The sequence below is a fragment of the Vibrio sp. ER1A genome (assembly GCF_000733315.1).
Classification (GTDB): domain Bacteria; phylum Pseudomonadota; class Gammaproteobacteria; order Enterobacterales; family Vibrionaceae; genus Vibrio; species Vibrio mediterranei.
In genome coordinates, this window is the sequence record NZ_JPJA01000006.1 from 75848 (window position 1) to 100669 (window position 24822).

At 44.5% G+C, this 24822-nt stretch carries 23 protein-coding genes; 18 read left to right on the forward strand and 5 right to left on the reverse strand.

Annotation, left to right across the window (positions count from 1 at the left end; genetic code table 11):
- Positions 1-5: 5 nt before the first annotated feature.
- The 3 genes from HW45_RS02140 (at position 6) to hldE (ending at position 5269) form a co-directional block, all read left to right on the forward strand.
- The gene (locus HW45_RS02140; protein WP_006074443.1) at positions 6-776 is read left to right on the forward strand and encodes an ABC transporter permease; all 771 of its coding nucleotides are present in this window, start codon (positions 6-8) and stop codon (positions 774-776) included.
- Positions 777-867: 91 nt separating this feature from the next.
- Positions 868-3717 (forward strand): bifunctional [glutamate--ammonia ligase]-adenylyl-L-tyrosine phosphorylase/[glutamate--ammonia-ligase] adenylyltransferase, encoded by a 2850-nt coding sequence (gene glnE / locus HW45_RS02145; RefSeq protein ID WP_038224333.1) that lies wholly within the window; start codon positions 868-870, stop codon positions 3715-3717.
- A 121-nt stretch (positions 3718-3838) separates the two neighbouring features.
- On the forward strand, positions 3839-5269 hold the full coding sequence (gene hldE / locus HW45_RS02150) for a bifunctional D-glycero-beta-D-manno-heptose-7-phosphate kinase/D-glycero-beta-D-manno-heptose 1-phosphate adenylyltransferase HldE (protein WP_038224335.1): 1431 nt from the start codon (positions 3839-3841) through the stop codon (positions 5267-5269).
- Positions 5270-5334: 65 nt separating this feature from the next.
- On the opposite strand, the gene tolC is transcribed toward hldE, so the two are convergent.
- Positions 5335-6648, reverse strand: a complete 1314-nt coding sequence (gene tolC, locus HW45_RS02155) for an outer membrane channel protein TolC (RefSeq protein WP_038224336.1) — start codon at positions 6646-6648, stop codon at positions 5335-5337.
- 236 nt (positions 6649-6884) lie between these two features.
- Between tolC and nudF the strand changes: the two genes are divergently transcribed.
- From nudF to parC, 6 genes are all read left to right on the forward strand, one after another.
- Positions 6885-7508, forward strand: coding sequence for an ADP-ribose diphosphatase (gene nudF, locus HW45_RS02160; protein WP_038224338.1), 624 nt, complete (start codon positions 6885-6887; stop codon positions 7506-7508).
- Positions 7509-7517: 9 nt separating this feature from the next.
- A complete protein-coding gene (locus HW45_RS02165) occupies positions 7518-7964 on the forward strand; it encodes a DUF1249 family protein (RefSeq protein ID WP_006074454.1) in 447 nt (148 codons plus the stop codon).
- A gap of 28 nt (positions 7965-7992) precedes the next feature.
- Positions 7993-8817 carry a 3',5'-cyclic-AMP phosphodiesterase gene (gene cpdA / locus HW45_RS02170; RefSeq protein WP_038224340.1) on the forward strand — a complete coding sequence of 275 codons (825 nt, stop codon included), beginning with the start codon at positions 7993-7995 and terminating at the stop codon, positions 8815-8817.
- Complete coding sequence (yqiA, locus tag HW45_RS02175; protein WP_038224341.1) at positions 8817-9404, forward strand: esterase YqiA; 588 nt, start codon at positions 8817-8819, stop codon at positions 9402-9404. Before cpdA ends, yqiA begins: the two co-directional genes overlap by 1 nt.
- A gap of 237 nt (positions 9405-9641) precedes the next feature.
- Positions 9642-11522, forward strand: coding sequence for a DNA topoisomerase IV subunit B (gene parE, locus HW45_RS02180; RefSeq protein ID WP_038224343.1), 1881 nt, complete (start codon positions 9642-9644; stop codon positions 11520-11522).
- Positions 11523-11524: 2 nt separating this feature from the next.
- Positions 11525-13801: a DNA topoisomerase IV subunit A gene (parC, locus tag HW45_RS02185; RefSeq protein WP_038224345.1), complete on the forward strand. Its 2277-nt coding sequence runs from the start codon at positions 11525-11527 to the stop codon at positions 13799-13801.
- A 100-nt stretch (positions 13802-13901) separates the two neighbouring features.
- Here parC and degS read toward each other — a convergent pair whose 3' ends face one another.
- From degS to zapG, 3 genes are all read right to left on the reverse strand, one after another.
- On the reverse strand, positions 13902-14966 hold the full coding sequence (degS, locus tag HW45_RS02190) for an outer membrane-stress sensor serine endopeptidase DegS (RefSeq protein ID WP_038224347.1): 1065 nt from the start codon (positions 14964-14966) through the stop codon (positions 13902-13904).
- Positions 14967-15207: 241 nt separating this feature from the next.
- Positions 15208-16575, reverse strand: a complete 1368-nt coding sequence (locus HW45_RS02195) for a Do family serine endopeptidase (RefSeq protein ID WP_006074467.1) — start codon at positions 16573-16575, stop codon at positions 15208-15210.
- 115 nt (positions 16576-16690) lie between these two features.
- Positions 16691-17149, reverse strand: coding sequence for a Z-ring associated protein ZapG (gene zapG, locus HW45_RS02200; protein ID WP_038224349.1), 459 nt, complete (start codon positions 17147-17149; stop codon positions 16691-16693).
- 140 nt (positions 17150-17289) lie between these two features.
- Here zapG and zapE point away from each other — a divergent pair, with 140 nt between their 5' ends.
- The 9 genes from zapE (at position 17290) to HW45_RS02245 (ending at position 24096) form a co-directional block, all read left to right on the forward strand.
- Positions 17290-18393 carry a cell division protein ZapE gene (gene zapE / locus HW45_RS02205; protein WP_038224351.1) on the forward strand — a complete coding sequence of 368 codons (1104 nt, stop codon included), beginning with the start codon at positions 17290-17292 and terminating at the stop codon, positions 18391-18393.
- A 202-nt stretch (positions 18394-18595) separates the two neighbouring features.
- The gene (gene rplM, locus HW45_RS02210) at positions 18596-19024 is read left to right on the forward strand and encodes a 50S ribosomal protein L13 (RefSeq protein ID WP_006075739.1); all 429 of its coding nucleotides are present in this window, start codon (positions 18596-18598) and stop codon (positions 19022-19024) included.
- Between the two features lie 15 nt (positions 19025-19039).
- Entirely contained in the window at positions 19040-19432 is a 393-nt protein-coding gene (rpsI, locus tag HW45_RS02215; protein ID WP_006075740.1) for a 30S ribosomal protein S9, read from the forward strand.
- Positions 19433-19896: 464 nt separating this feature from the next.
- Positions 19897-20487, forward strand: a complete 591-nt coding sequence (gene petA / locus HW45_RS02220) for a ubiquinol-cytochrome c reductase iron-sulfur subunit (protein WP_038224352.1) — start codon at positions 19897-19899, stop codon at positions 20485-20487.
- Complete coding sequence (locus HW45_RS02225; RefSeq protein WP_006075655.1) at positions 20487-21752, forward strand: cytochrome b; 1266 nt, start codon at positions 20487-20489, stop codon at positions 21750-21752. The genes petA and HW45_RS02225 overlap by 1 nt, the downstream gene beginning before the upstream one ends.
- Positions 21749-22486, forward strand: a complete 738-nt coding sequence (locus HW45_RS02230) for a cytochrome c1 (protein WP_006075656.1) — start codon at positions 21749-21751, stop codon at positions 22484-22486. The genes HW45_RS02225 and HW45_RS02230 overlap by 4 nt, the downstream gene beginning before the upstream one ends.
- Positions 22487-22574: 88 nt before the next feature.
- Positions 22575-23210, forward strand: a complete 636-nt coding sequence (gene sspA / locus HW45_RS02235; RefSeq protein WP_006075657.1) for a stringent starvation protein SspA — start codon at positions 22575-22577, stop codon at positions 23208-23210.
- A 6-nt stretch (positions 23211-23216) separates the two neighbouring features.
- Positions 23217-23702, forward strand: coding sequence for a ClpXP protease specificity-enhancing factor (sspB, locus tag HW45_RS02240; protein ID WP_038224381.1), 486 nt, complete (start codon positions 23217-23219; stop codon positions 23700-23702).
- A gap of 142 nt (positions 23703-23844) precedes the next feature.
- Positions 23845-24096 carry a hypothetical protein gene (locus HW45_RS02245; RefSeq protein WP_143696325.1) on the forward strand — a complete coding sequence of 84 codons (252 nt, stop codon included), beginning with the start codon at positions 23845-23847 and terminating at the stop codon, positions 24094-24096.
- On the opposite strand, the gene HW45_RS02250 is transcribed toward HW45_RS02245, so the two are convergent.
- Positions 24093-24822: hypothetical protein (locus HW45_RS02250; protein ID WP_235225338.1), on the reverse strand; the 730-nt coding region annotated here is incomplete at its 5' end. The two genes, HW45_RS02245 and HW45_RS02250, sit on opposite strands and share 4 nt — an antisense overlap.

The window sequence follows — 24822 nt, forward strand, 5'->3', positions numbered from 1 at the left end:
TGAATTTGTACGGTTTGTATTGGACGGCATTTAAAAGCCTTTTGACGAAAGAAATTAATCGCTTTACTCGAATTTGGGTACAAACCCTAGTACCGCCAGCGATTACCATGACACTTTACTTCATCATCTTCGGTAGTCTGATTGGTTCTCGAATCGGTGAAATGAACGGCTTCAGTTACATGGAATATATTGTTCCTGGCCTTATCATGATGTCGGTGATTACTAACTCGTATTCGAACGTTGCTTCGTCCTTCTTTAGTGCTAAATTTCAGCGCAATATTGAAGAGCTCCTTGTCGCACCTGTTCCCAATTACGTCATCATTGCTGGTTTTGTCATGGGTGGTGTTGTACGTGGGTTGCTGGTTGGCACGATAGTGACTTTTGTCTCGCTGTTTTTTGTTGATTTACAAGTTGAACATTGGGCAGTAATTATCGCGACTGTGTTTATGACGTCGGTGGTGTTCTCACTCGGTGGTCTTATTAATGCGGTGTATGCCAAGACCTTTGATGATATATCGATTATTCCCACTTTTGTTTTGACACCGCTGACATATCTAGGTGGTGTGTTTTATTCCATTAGCCTGCTTCCTGAGTTCTGGCAAGGTGTATCCAAAATCAATCCAATCGTTTATATGGTCAATGCTTTCCGTTACGGTTTCTTAGGTGTGTCGGATGTAGGGATTGTGACATCTTTTGGCGTACTCTTGGTGTTTATCGTGGTACTTTATGGAGTAGCCCATCATTTGGTGACTAAGGGTATTGGCCTTAGAAGCTAGAGCAAGATTCTAGCGTAATACACTGATATGTGATCAATGAAGTGGTAGCTGTAGCTGCCACTTTTTGTTTCAGTCGAGACAAGGACGACAAATGCAACTGCCTGCCGAATTACAACACGATGCTCAATCAGCGTTTGAGCGAATTCAACAAGCCTATTCTGACCTATCCCATTGGACTCCAGAGCGACAACAACAGCTAAAGTATGTCATGGCGATGAGCTGTTTCGTGGAAGAGTCACTACTGAAAGACGAAGGGCTGTTCGCGGATCTACCTGACATGCTCTCGCAGCATAGTAGAGCTGAGGATTATCGAGTGCGATTGGCTACTCAACTTGAGTCTTGTGGCAGCGAAACGGAAGGTCATCGTGTGTTACGTCGATTCCGAAATCGTGAAATGACATATATCGCGTGGCGCGATTTTACTAGTGACTGGAGTCTAGAACAAAGTCTGCACCATCTTTCCATGCTAGCTGAAGCGATGATCTTTGAGACTTATCAATGGCAATATAAAGCGTGCTGCTTGGAATGGGGCACACCTTGTAATGCAGAGGGTGAAGCGCAGCCAATGTTGATTATCGGTATGGGGAAGCTCGGTGGCGGTGAGCTGAATTTCTCATCGGATATCGATCTCATTTTCACTTATCCAGAAAACGGCGAAACACAGGGGACTCGTCGCTCAATTGCTAACGCTCAATTCTTTACACGCCTAGGGCAGCGCATCATAAAAGCACTTGATCAGCAGACGTTTGATGGCTTTTGTTACCGAGTGGATATGAGATTACGCCCATTTGGTGAGAGCGGACCATTGGTGATGAGTTATGCGGCACTGGAAGATTACTATCAAGAGCAAGGCCGTGATTGGGAACGTTATGCGATGGTGAAAGCGCGTGTAATGGGCAGTGAGATGTATCCACAATACCAAGAGCTGCGTAAAATGCTGCGCCCTTTTGTGTTCCGCCGTTATATCGATTTTAGTGCCATTCAGTCATTAAGGCGCATGAAATCGATGATCAGTAGCGAAGTTCGCAGACGAGGGTTAGGAAACAATATCAAGCTCGGTCCAGGCGGTATTCGTGAAGTGGAATTTATCGCTCAAGTGTTTCAGCTTATTCGTGGAGGACGTGAACCAAGTTTACGAGGTCGAGGGTTACTGGAAACGCTTGATGCAATCGACACTCTGTCTCTACTAGAGTCAGAAAATGTCCAACAGCTGCGTTCGGCTTATTGTTTCTTACGTCGGTTGGAAAACCTATTGCAAGCCATGGCCGATAAGCAGACTCAAACACTACCTGATAAGCCATGCGACCAGCTCAAATTAGCGTGTGCGATGCAATTTGAAAACTGGTCTACTATGGTTCAAGCAACCGAGCAGCATATGTTGAATGTGCATCAGGTGTTTGCCAACTTGATTGGCGAAGATGAAGACGAAGAAGACGCGAACCCAATCGCTAAACACTTCCATGAGTTATGGGATATGGCGGATCGACCAGAAGTGATCGAGCACTTGCTAGAGCATGATCTTCATGTGGAGAATCCAGCCGACAAACAGAAAACCATTCAGCAGTTTAAAGCGGATCTTGCCAAGAAAACACTAGGCCCTCGTGGGCGTGAAGTACTTAATCGATTGATGCCTAAAGTCTTTAGTGCCATTTATGCCCATAAAGATGCAGAGTTTGGTTTATCGCGAGTGCTGCATGTTTTGCATCGTATTGTAACTCGAACGACTTACCTTGAGCTATTAGATGAGCACCCAGCTGCACTGGTGCAGTTAGTGAGGCTCTGTACGGCAAGTCCAATGATTTCGGAACAGCTTGGACGTTATCCGATCTTGCTTGATGAGTTGCTTGATCCTGCGCATCTCTACAACCCAGTACCTCTTGAGTCTTATAAAACCGAACTACGGGATTATCTAGCTCGTATTCCAGAAGAGGATATGGAGCAGCAGATGGAGGCGCTGCGTCAGTTTAAGCAGACCTGTATTCTGAGAATAGCGGCCGCCGATATTGCAGGCGTGCTACCCGTTATGAAAGTAAGTGATCACTTAACGTACTTGGCTGAAGCCATTGTAGAGGCGGGTATAAACCAAGCTTGGCAGCAAATGGCGGCTAAATATGGTGAACCAACACACTTGAAAGATCGTGGCAGCAAAGGTTTTGCCGTGATTGGCTACGGTAAAGTAGGGGGGTGGGAGCTAGGTTATAACTCTGATCTGGATATTGTGTTTATGCATGATTGTCCGGTAAGTGCTTACACCGACGGCAAAAAGGATATCGACGGTCGTCAGTTCTATCTTCGTTTAGCACAGCGCATTATCCACATATTCTCAACCAGAACAGCATCGGGAATTTTGTATGAAGTGGATACTAGGCTGCGTCCTTCAGGCGCTTCAGGGCTGCTAGTGAGTCCGACTGACGCCTTTGATGAATACCAGCACAATGATGCTTGGACATGGGAGCATCAAGCTTTAGTCAGAGCGCGTATGATATACGGTGATGCACCTCTGCAACACGCATTTGAAAACACCCGCAATGACGTCCTTCGGACCGCTCGTGATGAATTGACATTGAAACAACAGGTGGTCGATATGCGAGAAAAAATGCGCGACCATTTAGGTGGTAAAAAATCGGGGCGATTTATGCTTAAACAGGATGCTGGTGGCATTACTGATATTGAATTTTTAGCCCAGTATTTGGTGTTGCAATACAGTCACGACAAGCCAAAGCTGACACGTTGGTCGGATAATGTACGTATATTTGAGTCAATGATGTCCCAAGGCGTGATGGAAGAAGAGCAAGCGATGGCACTCACTCACGCCTACACCACATTGCGTGATGAAATTCATCATCGTAACTTGCTCAACTTAGACGCGGATGTTGACGATAGTAAGTTTACTCAAGAGAAAGCCATCGTCGTTGAAGCATGGAAACAGTGGCTAGGGTAATTCTTGCTTCAGCTTGGTATTGAAACGAAGAGTTGTGCTACTATCCATTCAATGGCTTAGCCAAAAGATTTAATACAAGAGGGCATAATTAAGCCCTCTTACATCATATTGGAGTACAGAAATGAAACCCATCCTACCGAATTACAGCGACTCTGGCGTATTGATTGTCGGTGACCTTATGTTAGACCGTTACTGGTATGGTCCGACAGGGCGTATTTCTCCAGAAGCCCCAGTTCCTGTAGTAAAAGTAGAAAACAACGAAGAACGTCCAGGTGGCGCTGCCAACGTTGCTATGAATATCGCTTCGCTAGGTGGTCATGCACATACGATTGGACTTGTTGGTATGGATGAACCAGCAAAAGTACTGACTGAAACATTGACGTCTTTGAAAGTCACTTGTGATTTTGTTGCATTACCTAACTACCCAACTATCACCAAACTTCGTGTTTTGAGCCGAGGGCAGCAATTGATTCGTTTGGACTTTGAAGATAAGTTCGAGAATACTGACCCTGAGCTTGTACTAGCTAAGATGGAGCAGGCGTTACCAAACGTGAAGTCTGTGGTGCTATCCGATTACGCTAAAGGTGCGCTAGAGCATGTTCAAGCGTATATCCAGAAAGCGAAAGCCGCAGGTGTTCCTGTATTTATCGACCCTAAAGGGGCTGATTTCGAGCGCTATCGTGGCGCGACATTGCTAACACCAAACATGGCTGAGTTTGAGCACGTGGTAGGCAAAGTGAAAAGCGAAGAAGAGCTTATCGAGAAGGGTAATGCGCTAATTAAAGAGTTCGACTTTGAAGCATTATTGGTGACACGTAGTGAGCATGGTATGACTTTACTTCGTAAAGATCAGGAACCGTTCCATTTGCCAACACAAGCGAAAGAAGTGTATGACGTTACCGGTGCGGGCGATACGGTTATCTCTGTATTGGCTGCATCAGTAGCAGCAGGTAAACCGCTAGATGAGGCGTGTGCATTGGCTAATGCAGCGGCTGGAGTGGTCGTTGGTAAGCTTGGTACATCAACACTATCTACTATTGAACTTGCTGAAGCGGTTCACGGTAGTCAAGATACTGATTTCGGTGTGATCAGTGAAGCTGCATTGATTGAAGCCGTCGCGAAAGCGCGTTCTAAAGGCGAAACCGTCGTGATGACGAATGGTTGCTTTGACATTCTTCACGCCGGACATGTGTCTTATCTAAACCACGCTGCTGAACTGGGTGATCGCTTAATTGTTGCTGTGAACACAGATGAATCTGTTCGAGCGTTAAAAGGACCAGGTCGTCCGGTTAATCCAACCGATCGACGTATGGCTGTTCTTGCTGGTCTAGGGGCTGTTGATTGGGTTGTACCATTCTCTGAAGAAACGCCACAACGCTTGATCTCAGAAGTGCTACCAAGTCTGCTTGTTAAAGGTGGTGACTATAAGCCAGAAGAGATTGCAGGTGGTAAAGAGGTAATCGCTGCTGGTGGTGAAGTAAAAGTACTGAACTTTGAAGATGGCTGCTCAACGACCGAGATCATTGAAGCTATCAAAGGTGGCCGAGGTTAATCCTTCCGTCAGCACAAACAAATAAAAAGGGACGCATCCGCGTCCCTTTTTATTTCAGTTAGCAATTACTTCGCTTTCTTAAGGCCAGCATTGATATCAACGATATCTTGCTCGCTTAATGTACCTACCGATTGACGTAGGTTCAGAATACTAATGATGTAGTCGTAGCGTGAATCAGAAAGGTTGCTCTCGGCGTTATAAAGTGCCTGAGTGGCTTCTAACACGTCAACGATAGTACGAGTACCAACATCAAAACCAGCTTTAGTGGCTTCTAGTGCAGACTCTGCAGAAATCACCGTTTGCTCATAAGCGCGAATAGCACCAATAGAAGAGTTGATATTGTTGTTATTTGCACGAACATTCTTCACAACTGAGCGGTAAGTTTGCTCTAGCTGTTCACTTGCTTCAACGTACGCGAACTCTGCTTGTTTGGTTTGCGAGGTAATGTTGCCACCAGTGTATAGAGGTACTGATAGGTTAATACCTGCATTGAAAGCGTTACTTCCATCAAACTGGCTAGCTACGTTGTTATTGTTACGTTCGTTGCCGTAGTTGTAACCACCATCCAATGTTAGTTTTGGAAGGTGACCAGAACTTGCCAATGTGATGTTGTCTTTAGCAATGTCTTGACCGATACGCGCAGAAAGCAAATCTAGGTTCTTATTCTGGGCCTCTTCGAGGAAGAAAGTCACGGATTGCTCTGGACGCGCTGCTGAGAAGCGGTCGGTATCAAGAACATCGATGTTCTTGTGCTCTTGACCTGTAATTTCGCGAAGCGCTTCATATTGGTTAAGTAAGTTGTTTTCCGCAACAACTTCGTCGGCCAACACTCGGTCGTATTGTGCTTGTGCATCGTGAACGTCAGTAATAGCTGAAAGACCTACTTCAAAACGTTGTTTAGTTTGCTCTAGCTGACGAGCAACCGCCGCTTTGTTAGCACGAACCGATTCAAGGTTATCTTTTGAACGTAGTACTTCGAAGTAAGCTTGTGCAGTACGTAGGATTAGGTCTTGTTGCGCTGCAGCGTATTGTGAGTCTGCTTGACGAGCCGTTTTCTCAGCACTGTCTAGCGTGATCCAACTAGTACGGTTGTATAGCTCTTGTGAGAACCCAACACCAGCACTCAGTTTGTCACTATCGGCAGTATCGATATCGCTTCTTACTGCGTTATAACCAGCTGTTAAGTTAATTTGTGGCAACAGAGTCGCACGAGCAGAGTTAATGGCTTCAAATGCACGATCACGTTGTGCCGCAGCTCTTAGTAGCTGAGGATCGTTTTGTTTAGCTTGATCGTAGATTTCCGTTAGGGAGTCGGCCCATGCCGCTGCACTTACGCTTCCTAATGCAGCTGTGATAAATAATGGAAGCAGTTTTTTCATTTGTCCTAATCCTGCCTGATAATACTGATAAGGGTATGATTCACAGTTTAACTTAAAATGACCGTAATTCACTCGAAACTTTGCACTTTTTTACGCAAGCTCACCTAAAATTGCGACAAATAATTAACCAAAAGCAAATTTTATTTGAATTATTGCGTAAAAAGTTGAACCTTGTCGTTGGTAGAACCCCCTTTCCTTGAGTAGACTATAAGATTAACTTCAGCCAGAGGTCAGTGATGAAAGACTCTTTACAACAGCATGATAAGTTTACATCTGACGATGTAGAAATAATGTCAAAACAAACGGTGTTCAAAGGGTTCTTCGAAATGGTTCTATATCGCTTCAAGCATAGACTGTTTGAAGGCGGTTGGAGTTCCGTAATTGACAGAGAAATGTTAGTTCGCGGTGGGGCTGCTGCCATGCTGCCTTATGATCCTGTTCGTGACGAAGTAGTGTTAATTGAGCAAATCCGAGTTGGTGCCCTTGAGCATGAAAATCCATGGCAGGTTGAGATTGTCGCAGGCATTGTTGACAAAGATGAAACGATTGAAGAGCTAGTCCGTCGTGAATCAGTAGAAGAAGCTGGGGTAGATGTTAAGACTTTAGTCCCCATCACTCGCTACTACCCTTCCTCTGGTGGATGTTCAGAACGCATCTCTGTATTTGTCGGGCATGTTGACGCATCTCTCGCTAGTGGCGTCCATGGCCTGGAGACAGAAGGAGAGGATATACGAGTTCGCGTTGTGTCTCGTGAAGCAGCGTATCAGATGGTAGAAAGCGGAGAAATTGAAAATGGAGCTTCGATCATTGCATTGCAATGGTTAGAGCTTAATTACCGCAAATTACAGGCAAATTGGTAGGAATTTTCTATGGTAGGCGTTGTCGATAGTAATACGTATCATGTTGATCTTGCGGAGCTAATGCGGATCTATGAAACGAATTACGCTAAATTGAATCGCTTGATTCCAACAACACCGACGGTTGGAGATGTCCGTTGCTACCAAGCGGCAAATTTGACCTATCAATTGGAAGTTCTAGAAGTGACGAAGTACACAACATTGGTCGAAATTTGCCAAGATGATGAGCTTCCTGTTTTTCCATTGCCTAAAATGACGGTACGACTCTATCACGATGCTAGGGTCGCAGAAGTTTGCAACTGTGAGCAAACTTCGCGAGTAAATGCGCGTTATGATTATCCCAACGCCAAAATGCTGCAAAAAGATGAAAAATTTCAGTTCAATCAATTTCTAAGTGATTGGCTAACTTTTTGCTTAAAAAATGGAATTAGTCGAGCTCCGATTATGTATCGAAGCTGAAAGAATTTGATGTTCAGGTTTCTATATTTTGAAAACAACACCCAGTGATGAATCTCAGTTAAGTAGCGTCAGGTTGCTGCAATTGACCGACACGCATCTATTTGCGCCGCAAGATGGCTGCCTACTGAGTGTTAATACCCAAGAAAGTTTTAATGCTGTTGTGGCTGAAATCGTTGCACAAGGCACGCAATTCGATGCCTTGCTTGCGACTGGTGATATTTCACAAGACCACACAGAAGCTTCATATGAGAAATTCGTTGCGGGAATTGAGCCGTTAGCTCTTCCTTGCTACTGGTTGCCAGGCAATCATGATTACAAACCTTGTATGAATAGCGTGGTGAGCTCGCCGCTTATTCAAGATGTTACCCATGTTCTTCTAGGAGAGAAGTGGCAGGTAGTGCTGCTTGACTCTCAGGTCGTGGGAGTACCTCATGGTCGACTGAGTGATAGCCAACTCGAGTTTTTAGACCGTATGCTTTCTACGCATTGTGACAGACATACCTTAGTATTGCTGCATCACCATCCATTGTTAGTAAATAGTGCTTGGCTCGATCAACACTCGCTAAAAGATGCGGATGAGTTTTGGAATGTTGTCGAAAAGCATGACAATGTTCGCGCCGTACTTTGTGGCCATATTCATCAAGAACTAGATGAAATGCGTGGCGGAGTGCGTGTGCTGGCAACGCCTTCAACTTGTGTGCAGTTTAAACCGAACTCGAACGAGTTCGCGCTAGACGTCCGCTCTCCGGGTTGGCGTGAGCTGGAACTAAGAGAGGATGGTCGCTTGCACACCGAAGTGAAACGCCTAGCTAACGGCTCGTTTAGACCTGACTTTAACGCGGAAGGCTACTGATGACGAAAAAGAAGCCGCTGCTTTTATATATTCATGGTTTTAACAGCTCGCCTCTATCGGCTAAAGCGCAGGTAATGTCGGAATACTGCCAGAAGCATCGTCCTGATATCAAAGTGTTAGTGCCGCAAATGCCTTGTTTTCCTCAACAAGCCGCTGAACTACTAACGCAATTGATAGAGCGCTATCACAATGACTATCAAATTGCGTTAGTTGGTAGCTCTCTTGGTGGTTATTTGTCAACTTGGCTCAATGCTCATTATGGATTGAAAGCAGTGTTGGTGAATCCTGCTGTTAAACCCTATGAGTTGTTGCTTGATTTTCTCGGTGAGCAAGAGAACCCTTATACTCACGAACGTTATACCCTTGAGCATAAGCATATCGATGAGCTTAAGATATTAGATGTGCCAGTGCTTAAAAAACCTGATGACTTTTGGTTATTGCAACAAGAAGGTGATGAAGTCTTAGATTATCGTCAAGCCGTGGCAAAGTATCAGCACAGTAAGCAAACGGTGGAAGCTGATGGAGATCATAGCTTTATAGGTTTTGAGCGCTATCCAGAAAGGATAATTGAATTCTTAGCGCTTTAAAGTGGTGCTTTTTTCGTCTCTGCTTGAGGAGACAGTCATAAATTTATCCCCAACTTTGGCTTGAAACTTGACAACACTTCCTCAGAGCCAGAGTATGATGTGTCTGTACTTACGCGTAAGCCTTGGAAGTTTGTCATATTTTGACAGTAAAGTGTCTTCTAACAGGCGTGGTATAAAGCCACAATCTCTATTTTTGCTGCTAAGTATCAATCTTTATTTGAGTAAAATTTCCGTATTATGACAGAACAATATAATGCTGGAGCCATTGAGGTACTCAATGGGCTTGAGCCAGTACGTCGCCGACCAGGGATGTATACGGATACAGTGCGCCCAAACCACTTGGGCCAAGAAGTCATCGATAACAGTGTCGATGAAGCGCTAGCCGGACATGCCTCTAAGGTACAAGTAATTCTGCACGCAGACCAATCTTTGGAAGTCATCGATGATGGTCGAGGCATGCCAGTTGATATCCACCCAGAAGAGAAGATTTCAGGCGTAGAGCTGATTTTTTGTAAGCTGCACGCGGGTGGTAAGTTCTCAAACAAAAACTACCAGTTCTCTGGTGGTCTACATGGTGTAGGTATTTCGGTTGTAAATGCCCTGTCCAAGCGTGTTGAAGTTACTGTCCGTCGTGATGGTCAAGTCTATGAAATGGCTTTTGAAAACGGCAACAAAGTTGAAGAGCTGACCGTGACTGGCACATGTGGTCGCCGCAATAAAGGCACCAGTGTCCACTTCTGGCCAGACGCTAGCTATTTTGATTCGGCTAACTTCTCTGTTACAAGACTTATCAACAACCTACGCGCTAAAGCGGTGCTTTGCCCAGGTCTTGAAATCACCTTTACCGATAAGGTGAATAACAAGGACTATAAGTGGTTTTATGAGGATGGTTTAAAAGACTATCTGGCAGAAGGCGTAAAAGGTTATGCGGTTCTTCCTGAGCAACCATTTACTGGCGAGTTTTCCGCAGAAACTGAAGCGGCAACGTGGGCAGTAATTTGGCAGCCAGAAGGCGGTGAGATGATCACCGAAAGCTACGTCAACTTGATCCCAACGGCTCAAGGCGGTACGCATGTTAATGGTCTTCGCCAAGGTTTGCTTGACGCAATGCGCGAGTTCTGTGAGTTCCGCAATTTATTGCCTCGCGGCGTGAAGCTAACGGGTGATGACGTGTTCGAGCGTTGCTCATACGTTCTCTCTATCAAGATGCAAGACCCGCAATTTGCTGGGCAGACCAAAGAGCGTCTCTCTTCACGTCAATGTGCAGCGTTTGTATCTGGTGTCGTTAAAGATGCGTTTAGCCTATGGCTAAATGAAAAGCCGCAGCTAGCAGAACAGTTAGCGGAAGTCTGTATTGCCAATGCGCACCGCCGTATGCGAGCGAGCAAAAAGGTCGTGCGTAAGAAAGTGGCTTCAGGCCCAGCGCTTCCGGGTAAGCTGACAGACTGTTCGCAACAAGATCTAAATCGTACAGAAATCTTCTTTGTGGAAGGGGATTCTGCGGGTGGTAGTGCTAAGCAAGCACGTGACCGTGAGTTCCAAGCGGTGATGCCATTGCGTGGTAAGATTCTCAACACTTGGGAAGTGTCTGCGGACCAAGTGCTAGCATCGCAAGAAGTGCACGATATCTCGGTAGCACTGGGTATTGACCCTGACACCGAAAATCTTGACGGCCTGCGTTACGGTAAAGTTTGTATTCTTGCCGATGCGGACTCGGATGGACTTCACATTGCGACACTGTTGTGCGCTCTGTTCACCAAGCATTTCCGTTCTCTTGTTGCTGCTGGCCATGTCTATGTAGCGATGCCTCCTTTGTATCGTATCGACTGTGGCAAAGAAGTGTTCTATGCCCTAGATGATGATGAAAAAGATGGCATTCTTGAGCGCTTAAGCAAGAAGAAAGCGAAAATTAATGTACAGCGATTCAAAGGTCTGGGTGAAATGAACCCGCTTCAACTTCGCGAAACTACGATGGATCCAAACACTCGTCGTCTGGTTCAGTTGACTATTGATGACGATGAAGCGACCGATGAAATGATGGATATGCTGCTAGGTAAGAAACGAGCAGATGATCGCCGTAGTTGGCTGCAAAACAACGGTGATATGGCTGAGGTATAACAATGTCCACTGAAATGTCTTTTGATGGCGTAGAACAACTGCCTCTGCGAAAGTTCACCGAAGACGCCTATTTGAATTATTCAATGTACGTCATTATGGATCGTGCATTGCCTTATATTGGCGATGGCCTAAAACCAGTTCAACGTCGTATTATTTATGCGATGTCAGAACTTGGTTTGTCAGCCGCAGCCAAGTACAAAAAGTCTGCTCGCACAGTTGGTGACGTTCTAGGTAAATATCACCCGCACGGTGACTCGGCTTGTTATGAAGCTATGGTCTTGATGGCTCAGCCGTTTTCCTACCGCTACCCTTTAGTTGATGGTCAGGGAAACTGGGGTGCGCCAGACGATCCTAAGTCATTCGCTGCCATGCGTTATACCGAAGCAAAACTGTCTAAGTTCGCGGAAGTCCTGCTAGGTGAGATTGGTCAAGGTACGGTTGAATGGCAACCAAACTTTGATGGCACCATGAAGGAGCCAAAGATTCTGCCAGCTCGTTTACCACATATCTTGCTCAATGGTATTACCGGTATTGCCGTTGGTATGGCAACCGATATTCCGCCACACAATGTGCGTGAAGTTGCGGATGCGACCATTCATCTTATCGACAATCCTAAAGCCGATCTGCCGCAAGTGATGGACTTTGTTAAAGGTCCAGACTATCCAACGGAAGCGGAAATTATCTCGCCAAGTGCTGACTTAGAGAAAATTTATCGTACCGGTCGCGGCAGCGTCAAGATGCGTGCTGTATGGCATAAAGAGGGTTCTGATATTGTTATCACTGCCTTGCCACACCAAGTTTCGGGCGCAAAACTGCTAGAGCAAATTGCCAACCAGATGCGTGCTAAGAAGCTACCTATGGTCGATGATCTACGCGATGAGTCAGACCATGAAAATCCGACTCGTATTGTCGTGGTGCCACGTTCAAACCGCATCGATTGTGATCAGCTAATGAACCACTTGTTTGCATCGACCGATCTTGAGAAGAACTTCCGAGTTAACCTCAATATGATTGGTCTGGACAATCGTCCACAAGTGAAAGGTTTGGTTCAAATCCTATCTGAATGGATTCAATTCCGTCGCGAGACAGTACGTAAACGCCTTCAATATCGTCTAGATAAAATCCTAGCTCGTTTGCACATTTTAGAAGGTTTGTTGGTCGCGTATCTAAACTTGGATGAAGTGATTGAAATCATTCGTACCGAAGACGAGCCTAAAGCTGTGCTTATGGAGCGTTTTGGAATCACAGATATTCAAGCTGATGCTATTTTAGATACCAAACTTCGTCATCTTGCTAAGCTTGAGGAAATGAAAATCCGTGGCGAGCAAGAAGAATTAGAAAAAGAGCGTGAGAAGCTAGAAAAACTTCTAGGCTCTGAGCGTCGCATGAATACTCTGCTCAAGAAAGAGATTCAAGCGGATGCAGAGAAATACGGCGATGACCGCCGCTCACCAATTGTTGAGCGTGCAGAAGCAAAAGCAATGACCGAGCGTGACCTTGTTCCGAGTGAACCAATTACGGTTGTACTGTCTGAAAAAGGCTGGATTCGTCATGCTAAAGGGCATGACGTGGATGCTAGCAGCTTGAACTACAAAGCTGGTGATAAGTATCTGGCTAGCGCGCGAGGCAAGAGCAACCAGCCTGCGGTATTCCTGGGCAGTGATGGCCGAAGTTATTCGCTTGAGTCACATTCGTTGCCATCAGCAAGAAGTCAGGGCGAACCAATTACTGGTCGTTTGAACATTAATGCTGGCACGAGCATTCGCCAAGTAGTGATGGGTGAAGAGTCTCAGCTATGGCTGGTGGGATCTGATGCAGGCTATGGCTTTGTTTGTAAGGGCTCGGATTTGCTTTCTAAGAACCGTAGCGGCAAAGCACTTGTCACGCTTCCACAAGGAGCTGAAGTGATAACGCCGTCGACGATCGGTGACCTAGAATCAGACGAGATTCTTGCCATCACTAACCAAGGGCGTATGTTGCTGTTCCCGATTAAAGACTTGCCTCAACTTGGTAAGGGCAAAGGGAACAAGATTATCAACATTCCGTCCGCCAAAGCGAAAGCCCGAGAAGAGTTTGTTTCGCACCTTATGGCATTGCCACAAGGCGCGACTATCACGCTCTATGCAGGTAAACGCAAGCTTGGTTTGAAGCCTGCTGATCTAGATAACTTCCGTGGTGAGCGCGGTAGAAGAGGCGGTTTGCTGCCTCGTGGATTGCAGCGTGTCACACGCATTGAAGTCGACTCAGGTGAAAGTGCCTCAGAAGAAGTTCAAGAATAACTCGAACTTTACGACCAAATAAAAAATCTCCGAGCTAGCTCGGAGATTTTTTTTTTGAGTTCAAAGGATTAACTTAGTCTGGTCGTTAAATGAATACCTTTTACTCGCGAGTATCTTCGCCTACCGTAACCGGTACGGTGAGTTCTTTGCCATCACGAAGTAGCTTAACGTCAACGGTGGTTCCGGGTCTTAGGTCTGTTACTAAATCTAACACGCCCTGACGTCCATTGAGTTTGTTGCCATCTATCATGAGGACGATGTCTTGAACTTTAATTCCTGCTTTTGCCGCAGGGCCTTCAGGGTCTAGGCCAAGCACAATAATACCGCCAATGTGTTCATTCCCGAGTAACCGAGCGGTTACCGAGTTAATGTCCTGCCCATCGATACCAATATAGCCACGAATCACTCGACCATCGGCAATAATCTTTTCCATGATTTTGCTGGCTAACTGGTAAGGAATTGCAAAAGAAATGCCATAGGTTTCAAGGTCGGTTGCTTGTTGGAAAGAAGCTGTATTAATGCCAACTAGCTCACCAAGTGTGTTGACTAGAGCGCCCCCCGAATTACCTTGGTTGATCGCCGCATCTGTCTGGATGAACGCTTGAATTCCACCGGCACTAATAGAAGAGCGTCCGGTTGCTGAAATAATACCAAAAGTAGTGGTTTGTCCCAGGTTATAAGGGTTACCAATTGCTAAGACAACATCACCAACTTTAGGGGAGTAATTAGGGTTGAGTGGGATAACGGGTAGGTTACCACCTTCAATGCGTAGAACCGCAATATCCGTGCGCTGATCTTTACCAACCAGTTGTGCCGCTGCCACTCGACCGTCTTGCAGCGCGACTATGATTTGGTCAGCATTCGCGACCACATGATAGTTAGTAATGATGTAGCCTTTGTCGCTAACAATAACGCCAGAACCCAATCCTTGTGTGGATAAAGTGGTGCGGTCATTTTCTTTATACTGACGACTATAGATATTCACAACCGCAGGTGCTGCTTTACGCACAGCTTGGTTAAATGAAATCTGTAGGCTGCTATTGTCTGCAGGTTGAGCAGTCAAGTTTTGAGGTATGATGTTCTGTCTTAGAGAAGGGACTGCCAATAGCACTAATAGTGCGGTTATTAGACCCATAGATACCGATCGGATTAGAAAATTCAGCATCATTTCCTCTATTCAAACGCAAAAACCGATGTCGTTAACGTGTTCTTTCAATGACTTCTACTTTGCAAGCATAGTATTGAGAGGCGACTCAAACGAGTTAATTTCATGATATTAACTAAAAAACTCGTGTACATGAAACGACAGCTATAAAGCCAGAGGATATCATTTAAAACTTAAATAATAAAAGAGCAGCCCTAATCGGAGCTGCTCTTTCACTTAGAATTTACAATTTTGTGAGCTTCTAGCGTACAACTAAGTAAATGCTTCGGTCATCACGCTGGATATTGAGAGCTAAAACGCCAGGTTTCTTCTCAAGTATCTTACGTAGTTCGCCAACATTCTTCACTCGAGTACGGTTCACTCCGATAATGATATCGCCTTGCTCAAGTTGATATTGAGCAGCTGGAGACCCTTCCGCTACCGATTTCACTTTGACCCCTTCAACAGGGTCGCTCTTATCAGTGTTTGCGAACTCTGCGCCTGTTAGCCCTTCATGAAGCTTATCGGCCTTGGTAATGGTTTTAGCAGCTTCAGTGAGGGTGACGTTAAAGGATTTTTCTTTGCCGTCACGTATAATACCGAGCTTAACCGTTTTACCGGCACCAAGCGTTGCCACTTTGGCTCTGAGCTCGCTGAAGGTCGAGATCTTCTTACCGTTAACAGACACAATGATGTCACCCGCTTCAAGTCCAGCTTTATCAGCTGCGCTGTCAGGGACAACTTGGCTTACGAAAGCACCTTTACTGGAATCGTAACCTAGGGCTTCCGCAAGTTCCGAAGTGACTTCTCCACCTTGAACACCCAGCATACCGCGTTTCACTTCGCCAAACTCGATGATTTGTTCGGTTAAGTTCTTCATCATATTTGAAGGGATTGCGAAGCCTATCCCGACGTTACCGCCGTTAGGGCCAAGAATCGCGGTATTGATACCGATGAGTTCACCTTTCAGGTTAACTAATGCGCCACCTGAGTTACCACTGTTAATTGCAGCATCGGTTTGAATGAAGTTCTCAAAATTTTCTAGATTTAGTCCACTACGACCCAATGCGGAGACGATACCAGAGGTAACAGTTTGTCCCAATCCAAACGGGTTACCAATTGCTACCGTAAAGTCACCGACGCGGAGTTGATCTGAGTCGGCAATTTTGATTTCTGTGAGGTTTTTAGCGCCATCAACTTTTAGTAATGCCACATCTGACATTTCGTCACCACCGACAAGCTCAGCATCGTACTCTTTACCATCATGAAGTTTAACGCGGATGTCTTCTGCGCCATTGATGACGTGATAGTTAGTAACGATATAGCCTTTGTCAGCATCTACGACTACACCAGATCCTAACCCTCTAAAAGGCCTTTCTTGTAATTGCTCGGTTGGGAAGTCAGGACCAAAGAAAAAACGGAATTGCTCAGGCAAACTTTGACGGGAAACCTGAGTACCTTCAACAGCAATACTAACAACTGCGGGCGTAACTTGCTCTAGCATAGGTGCAAGGCTTGGAAGCTGTTCGCCATCGACAGATAAAGGTAAAGCAGCGGTTGCAGGTAGTGGGGCGATGATTGAACTCAAGCTTAACGATAGAACAGTTAATGCAAGCAATGGTTTTTTCATCATAAAACTCCTCTATGGATCAGTAAGGGTTATGACTCAACGAATTCTATAAAGTTCACTTGGGGTGGTGAATTGGCCAGCAATTTGTGTAATTGCTGGCCAACAGATGAGGATGTTACGAAGCTTTAGCGGTGACGGGCTCTTGTGAGACAGCTTCTGGAGCTTCAATCACTTCCTTCTTCTCTTCTCTAAGAAGTCCTGTCGCGCCATTAACGTAATCCTTTGGCGGTTCTTCTGTAGTGTTAACATCGTTTATCGTTTCTACATTGTGTTCAGCAATCTTTTTGACAAACGGGTTATCTTGCTCGGGTAGGTTTGGCAGCAGCTCCGAAGAGGTCTTCGCCATGTGTTGATAAAGCTTAGTGTAGTCTTTCCCCAATGTATCAAGCATTTCAGCGGTTTGTGCGAAATGATCAGACAATTCTTGACGCTGTTGCTCCAGTGCAAACTTCGCGGACTCAAGGTCTTTTTGGATGGTCTTTTGTTTCTTGTATTGTGGAGTAGTCAGTCGAGAAATCACAATTCCTAGAATAGCACCAACTAGCAAGCCGACAATGGCATATATCCAAGGCATAACAGCTCCTTTATAATGTTTATTAACATGTGCGTTACCAAGCGGTTACACACGTCGTTTAGCCATGTTACTATGAGAATTCAAGCCAATAAAGCAAAATACGCTAATAATAACAGTTGGATCAGTGTTGCGAGTTATCCATGACGCCCATAGAAAAATACAATAATGATATTGAAACAAATGGTTTCCAAAGCGACCCCGCACAGAGGGCTGCCGTTGAAGCCTTAGACCGTTTGCATCATGAGTATGTCGATTATTTGAACTTCGAAGCCCCTGCGTTAAGTATGATGCAGAAGCTGCTAGGAAAATCACCCGAGCAAGCTACTCCGCCACAAGGGTTATACTTTTGGGGTGGGGTAGGTCGAGGGAAAACCTATTTAATGGACGCATTTTTTGACAGTCTGCCGACGTCTCAAAAGATGCGAGTTCATTTCCACCGTTTTATGTATCGAGTTCATGATGAACTAAAGCGCTTAGGTGATGTGCAAGACCCTCTGGAGCAGGTCGCAGATACGTTTGCTTCGGAAGCGAAAATCATCTGCTTTGATGAGTTTTATGTTTCTGATATTACGGATGCCATGATTCTTGCCACTTTATTGCAAGCTCTATTTAAGCGTGGTGTTGTACTGGTAGCGACGTCGAATATTCCTCCAGAAAACCTATATCGAAACGGTTTGCAGCGTGCAAGGTTCCTTCCTGCTATTACTATGATTCAGAAAAACTGTCATGTACTGAACGTCGATAGTGGTATTGATTACCGTTTGAGAACATTAGAACAGGCGGAGATCTATCATTACCCGTTAGATGCCGCTGCGTATGCCAATCTCAAACGTTATTTTGGTCAGCTAGTAACAGAGGATCGAGTTCAAGAGCGATCAATAGAGATTAATCATCGAGACATCGAAGTGATTGCCTCTGCCGATGATGTGCTCTACGCCAGTTTTGCACAGCTTTGCCAAACCATGCGCAGCCAAAATGATTACATCGAGATATCGAGAATTTATCACACTGTATTGCTGGCTGATGTTAAGCAGATGGATGCTAAGTTAGATGATGCAGCAAGGCGCTTTATTGCCTTAGTTGATGAATTTTACGAGCGAAGAGTAAAACTTATCATTTCTGCTGAGGTAGCCCTTGAGGATATCTATACTGAAGGTCAGCTGGAGTTTGAATTTAAGCGCTGTATTTCGCGATTAACGGAGATGCAAAGCCATGACTATTTGGCATCAGAGCACTTAGCTTGAGGTTTTTACCAATTTTGTCCAAAAAATAGATGATTTTTTCTTCGAGCTTCTCTATAATCCTGCGACCCACCGTTACTGCAGGCTAGTTTCTCTGAAACAAATAGCCGAGAGTTTCAACACTCGAAGGGGTGATGTATGGGCTCTTAGACAGTGGGAGCGAAAGCTCCTTAAGTGTAAATTTAATTAACGGGTTATTATTAGCATGAAAACTTTCGTTGCTAAACCAGAAACTGTAAAACGCGACTGGTACGTTGTAGACGCTGAAGGTAAAACTCTTGGCCGTCTAGCAAGTGAAATTGCATCTCGCCTACGTGGCAAACATAAAGCTGAATACACTCCACACGTTGACACTGGTGATTACATCATCGTTGTAAACGCGGAGAAAGTTACTGTAACTGGTAACAAGGCTAAAAACAAAGTTTACTACCGTCACTCTGAGTTCCCAGGTGGCCTAAAATCAATCACTTTCGAAAAGCTGATTGATCGTAAGCCTGAAATGGCTCTTGAGCTAGCGGTTAAAGGTATGCTACCACGTGGTCCTCTAGGCCGTGCTATGTACCGTAAGCTTAAAGTTTACGCTGGCGCTGAGCACAACCATGTTGCTCAACAACCACAAGTACTAGACATCTAATCGGGGATTTCGAAAATGGCAGAGAATCAATACTACGGCACTGGCCGTCGCAAAAGCTCAGCTGCTCGTGTTTTCATCAAACCAGGCACTGGCAACATCGTAGTTAACAAGCGTGATCTAGAAACTTACTTCGGTCGCGAAACTTCTTGCATGGTAGTTCGTCAGCCTCTTGAGCTAACTGAACTAACTGAGAAGCTAGACCTATTCGTTACTGTTAAAGGTGGCGGTATTTCTGGTCAAGCAGGTGCTATCCGTCACGGTATCACTCGCGCGCTAATGGAATACGATGAGACTCTACGTCCTGCTCTACGTGCAGCTGGCTACGTTACTCGCGACGCTCGTTGCGTTGAGCGTAAGAAAGTTGGTCTACGTAAAGCACGTCGTCGTCCACAGTTCTCTAAGCGTTAATTTTCTCCTTATCGAGAAGATTATGCTTTCCAGTTTCGACTGGATTGTGGATCAAAAAGCTCAGCCTTATGGCTGGGCTTTTTTGTTTATTGCGTTTATCTAACCTCTGAAAATTGCTCAACTCCTCATAACAGACTGTCCTTTTCCTCCCTTTTGTGAACTAGCAAGCGATTTCCTGCTATAGATGTTACGAAAAGGTAGCTTTATCTTGTCAAAAAGTAGGGTTTTCTTTATCATTTGCTATCAAATAAATACAACAAAAATTTGTACTTTGTTAGCCATGCTCTGCTGGTCGGAATCGATGTCTGAGCTGACTCAAGTAGCCAAAATAATAAACTAGATTTGGCTCGTTCAATTCAAGGAAAATAACCCAAGGAATGGTTCCCCGTAAGGTTATTTAACATGAAAGAGCAACTTGGATTCGCTCGGTATTGACCCAAAGGAGCAAATGGGAGAAATGTTGGATGAGCAATGCGCCTTTAAATAACGGTCGCAGGCGTTTCCTAACTGCTACAACTGCGGTTGTTGGTGGTCTGGGGGCAGCTGCAGTCGCCGTTCCTTTTATTAAATCTTGGAACCCAAGTGCCAAAGCTAAAGCTGCTGGTGCCCCTGTAGAGGTGGAAGTCAGTAAGCTCGAAGAAGGCCAAATGGTCCGTGTCGAATGGCAGGGTAAGCCCGTTTGGATCGTACGTCGAGCTCAATCAGTTTTGGACAACCTGACTACTATCGATGGTCAGTTACGAGATCCTAAATCTGTTGAAGAACAGCAACCTGAATATGCACAAAATGAATTCCGCTCAATTAAACCTGAGTATTTTGTTGCCGTCGGTTTCTGTACCCACCTAGGATGTTCACCTACTTATCTACCAGACACTTTTAGTGAACAAGTTCAAGGTGTACGTTCTGGATTCTTCTGTCCATGCCACGGTTCTAAGTTCGACATGGCGGGACGTGTATTCCAGAGTGTTCCTGCGCCACTTAACCTAGTGGTCCCTAAACATATGTATTTGAGTGACACGAAAATACTCATTGGTGTTGATGAGGGGGATGCATAATGCAAGCGTTACTTGATTGGGTAGAAAAACGTATACCTGCAATGAATGCTTATAAAAAGCATTTATCTGAATACCCGATGCCAAAGAACTTCAACTTTTGGTATCTATTTGGCTCTCTAGCCATGCTTGTTCTGGTTAACCAAATCCTTACAGGCATTTGGCTAACCATGAACTACGTACCTTCTGGCGAAGGTGCATTTGCATCTGTTGAATACATCATGCGTGATGTGGAATACGGTTGGCTACTGCGTTATATGCACTCTACGGGTGCTTCAGCATTCTTTGTTGTCGTCTATCTTCACATGTTCCGTGGCTTGATTTATGGTTCATACCAAAAGCCTCGTGAGCTACTGTGGGTATTCGGCATGCTCATCTTCCTAGTATTGATGGCAGAAGCTTTCATGGGTTATCTATTGCCATGGGGACAAATGTCATACTGGGGTGCTCAGGTAATTATCTCACTATTTGGTGCGATTCCTGTTATTGGCGACGACCTTACTCTTTGGATTCGTGGTGATTACATCATCTCTGGAGCGACGCTCAACCGCTTCTTTGCTCTGCATGTTATTGCTCTGCCTATCGTGCTACTTCTTCTTATCGTTTTACACGTTTTGGCACTTCACGAAGTCGGTTCGAACAACCCTGATGGCATTGAGACTAAGCTACCGAAAGGGACAATGGGCGACGATTATAAGACGCAGTTTAAGTTCCACGATTACTACAGCAAGAAATATGACATCATCGATTCCATTCCATTCCATCCTTATGGAACCGTTAAGGATATGGTGGGTATCGCAGGCTTCTTCTTCTTGTTCTGTTATGTATTGTTCTTCAATCCAGAAATGGGCGGCTATTTCCTTGAGCCACCTAACTTTGAAGCGGCAAACCCTCTGAAAACGCCTGAGCATATTGCTCCTGTATGGTACTTCACACCGTTCTACGCGATTCTTCGTGCTGTACCGGACAAGTTACTAGGTGTTGTTGCAATGGGACTATCGATTGTATTCCTATTCCTATTGCCATGGTTCGACCGTTGTAAAGTACGCTCTTATCGCTACAGAAGTAAGATTCATCTACTGAACATCATCCAGTTCACCATCAGCTTCATTGCTTTGGGTATTCTTGGTGCGCTACCTGCAACACCAACGTATACGCTGCTGGCTCAGATCTTCAGTTTAGGTTACTTCATGTTCTTCGTTCTGTTGTATTTCTACAGTAAGAATGAAAAAACTAAGCCATTACCAGAGAGGGTGACTTTCAAATGAAAAAGTGGATTGTAGTACTTTTCGCATTGCTACCATCTCTAGCGCTAGCTGCTGGTGGTAATGTACATCTAGATAAAGCAAACAACGATCTTAGTGACCAAGCATCACTTCAAAATGGCGCTAAGCTGTTTATGAACTACTGCTTTGCATGTCACTCGACGCAATATCAACGTTATGAGCGTGTCGCGAATGACTTAGGTATCCCAGTAGATCTCGCAAAAGAAAACCTTGTTTTCGACCCAGAAGCGAAGATTGGTGATTTGATGGTGAATGCAATGCCACAGAAGCAAGCAGCGGCTTGGTTTGGTGCTGCGCCACCTGATCTAACACTTGTTGCACGTGTTCGTGGTGTTGATTGGCTATATACCTATCTGCGTTCATTCTATGTGGACCCAAGCCGTCCATTTGGCGTGAACAACGTGACGTTCCCGAACGTAGGTATGCCACACGTTCTTGAAGAGCTTCAAGGCATTCCAACTCCAATCTATGAGACGCAAGTTGTTGATGGTCAAGAAGTCCAAGTGGTTGTTGGTACAGAAACTGATGGCCGTGGTGAACTGAGTTCGAGTGAGTATGATGATGCCGTTCGCGACTTGGTGAACTTCCTAGAATACTCTGGTGACCCAGTGAAACTTGAGCGTCATGCGCTTGGTTGGTGGGTGATGGGTTTCCTAGTCATCTTCACCATTGTTGTAGTGTTGCTCAAGAAAGAGTATTGGCGTGATGTTCACTAATTGTGCTATAATCTCGCGCTAATTCCAAATTTGTTCACAATGGAGGCGTCGCCTCCATTGTTTTTTTGTAAGTATCCCGGAGGGCTCCATGGCTGTAGCTGCCAATAAACGTTCTGTGATGACTCTTTTCTCAAGTGCTACCGATTTATATAGCCACCAGGTTCGAATCGTTCTAGCTGAAAAAGGTGTCAGTGTTGAAGTTGAGTTAGTGGATGAAATGAACATCCCTGCTGAGCTTGCTGAGCTAAACCCATATAAGACCGTTCCTACTTTGGTTGATCGTGAGCTAGCCCTTTACGATTCAAAGATCATTATGGAATATCTTGATGAGCGTTTCCCTCATCCGCCACTTATGCCTGTTTACCCAGTTGCACGTGGTAATAGCCGACTAATGATCTACCGTATTGAGCGTAACTGGTACACGCTTGCGGAGAAAGTTATGAAAGGTTCTGCAGAAGAATCTGAGGCGGCTCGCAATAAACTACGCAATGATCTTCTGACACTTGCACCGATTTTTGCTGAGTACGAATACTTCATGAGTGAAGAATTCAGCTTGATCGATTGCTACCTAGCACCACTACTATGGCGCTTACCTGAAATGGGTATCGAGCTAATTGGTCCAGGATCTAAAGAGATCAAAGTTTACATGAATCGCGTATTCGAACGTGATTCATTCCTTGCTTCACTGACTGAAGCTGAACGTGAGATGCGTTTGGTTCGCTAAGTGACCATGGATATTGAAAAAATGACTCCTCGCCGACCATACATGCTGCGTGCATTCTATGATTGGCTGGTGGAAAATGATCTAACGCCACACATTGTTGTCGATGCAATGTTACCTGGCGTTCGCGTTCCTCAAGAGTTTATTCAAGATGGTCAAATCATCCTGAATATTGCTCCTAGAGCAGTGGGTCAACTCGAACTAGGCAATGAAGCGATCACCTTCCATGCTCGATTTGGTGGCCGACCACACTCGGTTATCGTGCCTCTCTATTCTGTACAAGCTATTTATGCTCGTGAGAATGGTGCAGGAACAATGTTCGAGCCAGAAGATGCTTATCTTTCAATTGAGGAAGAAGATATTGATACAGCATCATCGGTTGGTTTGACAGTTGCTTCAGATGCTTCAGTAGAAGAGGACGCAAATGAATCAGAGGGTGATGATAGTCAGCCTCCAAAACCTAAAGGCAGACCAAGCCTACGTGTTATCAAATAAAAAAAGCTGCCAAAGGCAGCTTTTTTTTTAATACTTAAACGAAAAATAATAAAAGAAAATACTGGCTCTGATGTATTCGCTAGTTGGAATAAAAGCTGATAGATTAAATTTATACCAGCTAATTATTGTACTAGGTGTGGTCATGTATGCTCAAGTAATTAAAATGCCAAGAGATCTCCAGAGAGACCTATTCGATCATTCTTCTGAGTTTTTTGAACTCGCAAAAGCGATTAAATATCTTATCAGAGGGAAACTTCTCACTAAAGTTATTGCTATCCAAGAAAAGTTGATTTGGATTGAAGTAAATTTTCTGGATAAAAAGGAGTATGAACAATCATATTGTGTGGCGTTTTCAGAAAAAGAGCTAAAGCTTATTGCTTTGTCATATCGTTAAGTAGGCTTGGAGTAATAGTTTAAATAAGGTGAAGCGCGCTTGCAGTAACTAGAGAAAGAATTTATCCAAAAAGGGTTCACTTGATTAAGTGCTAATACTGAATCTAATTCCTTCCAAGGAGAAAGACATTCAGCGCTATTATTCAAGTTAGCGATTCTATGATAAACATATTTGGCGGAAACAATATTGATAAGCGACATTAGAGATTTCATATAATACTCTAGGAACTTGTTTTCATCAGATAAGCGGATTGATATATCCGATCGGACTAAATATAAAAATGAATTATCGATCATTTTTATCGATTCAGATTTGATAAAATAACGTTCAGAATTATAGAAGTCATTAACTCGATAAAATAACAAAGATAGCCAAATATCGACATCCCTTTGGAACTCGGTATTGCTAGCTTCGAGTAGATATGCCCATTTTCGAACAATTTCATTTGAAATAGTTGTATTAGAAAGCACATAAGGAGTGAGATAATTTATCTCGTCGATGTCAGCATATCCTCTTTGTAGAATTTTATCGATAGAATATCGATGAGGGTTATTTGTGAGTTCATAAAGGTTTGACTGAGGAGTATAACAACTACCATTCTTTATACTAAAAAAATTTACAATATGAGCGTTTATTTTCTTAACGGATTCCTTTATATCTCTAGGATCAATGATTGATTTATAACGATATGATAATTTTTTACTCATATTGTCTACTATATTAATT

Bases quoted from the DNA above. Each gene is read 5' to 3' on its own strand.
- glnE (WP_038224333.1), top strand. From the start codon at position 868: ATGCAACTGCCTGCCGAATTACAACACGATGCTCAATCAGCGTTTGAG.
- hldE (WP_038224335.1), top strand. From the start codon at position 3,839: ATGAAACCCATCCTACCGAATTACAGCGACTCTGGCGTATTGATTGTC.
- tolC (WP_038224336.1), bottom strand. From the start codon at position 6,648: ATGAAAAAACTGCTTCCATTATTTATCACAGCTGCATTAGGAAGCGTA.
- nudF (WP_038224338.1), top strand. From the start codon at position 6,885: ATGAAAGACTCTTTACAACAGCATGATAAGTTTACATCTGACGATGTA.
- HW45_RS02165 (WP_006074454.1), top strand. From the start codon at position 7,518: ATGGTAGGCGTTGTCGATAGTAATACGTATCATGTTGATCTTGCGGAG.
- yqiA (WP_038224341.1), top strand. From the start codon at position 8,817: ATGACGAAAAAGAAGCCGCTGCTTTTATATATTCATGGTTTTAACAGC.
- parE (WP_038224343.1), top strand. From the start codon at position 9,642: ATGACAGAACAATATAATGCTGGAGCCATTGAGGTACTCAATGGGCTT.
- parC (WP_038224345.1), top strand. From the start codon at position 11,525: ATGTCCACTGAAATGTCTTTTGATGGCGTAGAACAACTGCCTCTGCGA.
- degS (WP_038224347.1), bottom strand. From the start codon at position 14,966: ATGCTGAATTTTCTAATCCGATCGGTATCTATGGGTCTAATAACCGCA.
- HW45_RS02195 (WP_006074467.1), bottom strand. From the start codon at position 16,575: ATGAAAAAACCATTGCTTGCATTAACTGTTCTATCGTTAAGCTTGAGT.
- zapG (WP_038224349.1), bottom strand. From the start codon at position 17,149: ATGCCTTGGATATATGCCATTGTCGGCTTGCTAGTTGGTGCTATTCTA.
- zapE (WP_038224351.1), top strand. From the start codon at position 17,290: ATGACGCCCATAGAAAAATACAATAATGATATTGAAACAAATGGTTTC.
- rplM (WP_006075739.1), top strand. From the start codon at position 18,596: ATGAAAACTTTCGTTGCTAAACCAGAAACTGTAAAACGCGACTGGTAC.
- rpsI (WP_006075740.1), top strand. From the start codon at position 19,040: ATGGCAGAGAATCAATACTACGGCACTGGCCGTCGCAAAAGCTCAGCT.
- petA (WP_038224352.1), top strand. From the start codon at position 19,897: ATGAGCAATGCGCCTTTAAATAACGGTCGCAGGCGTTTCCTAACTGCT.
- HW45_RS02225 (WP_006075655.1), top strand. From the start codon at position 20,487: ATGCAAGCGTTACTTGATTGGGTAGAAAAACGTATACCTGCAATGAAT.
- HW45_RS02230 (WP_006075656.1), top strand. From the start codon at position 21,749: ATGAAAAAGTGGATTGTAGTACTTTTCGCATTGCTACCATCTCTAGCG.
- sspA (WP_006075657.1), top strand. From the start codon at position 22,575: ATGGCTGTAGCTGCCAATAAACGTTCTGTGATGACTCTTTTCTCAAGT.
- sspB (WP_038224381.1), top strand. From the start codon at position 23,217: ATGGATATTGAAAAAATGACTCCTCGCCGACCATACATGCTGCGTGCA.
- HW45_RS02245 (WP_143696325.1), top strand. From the start codon at position 23,845: ATGTATGCTCAAGTAATTAAAATGCCAAGAGATCTCCAGAGAGACCTA.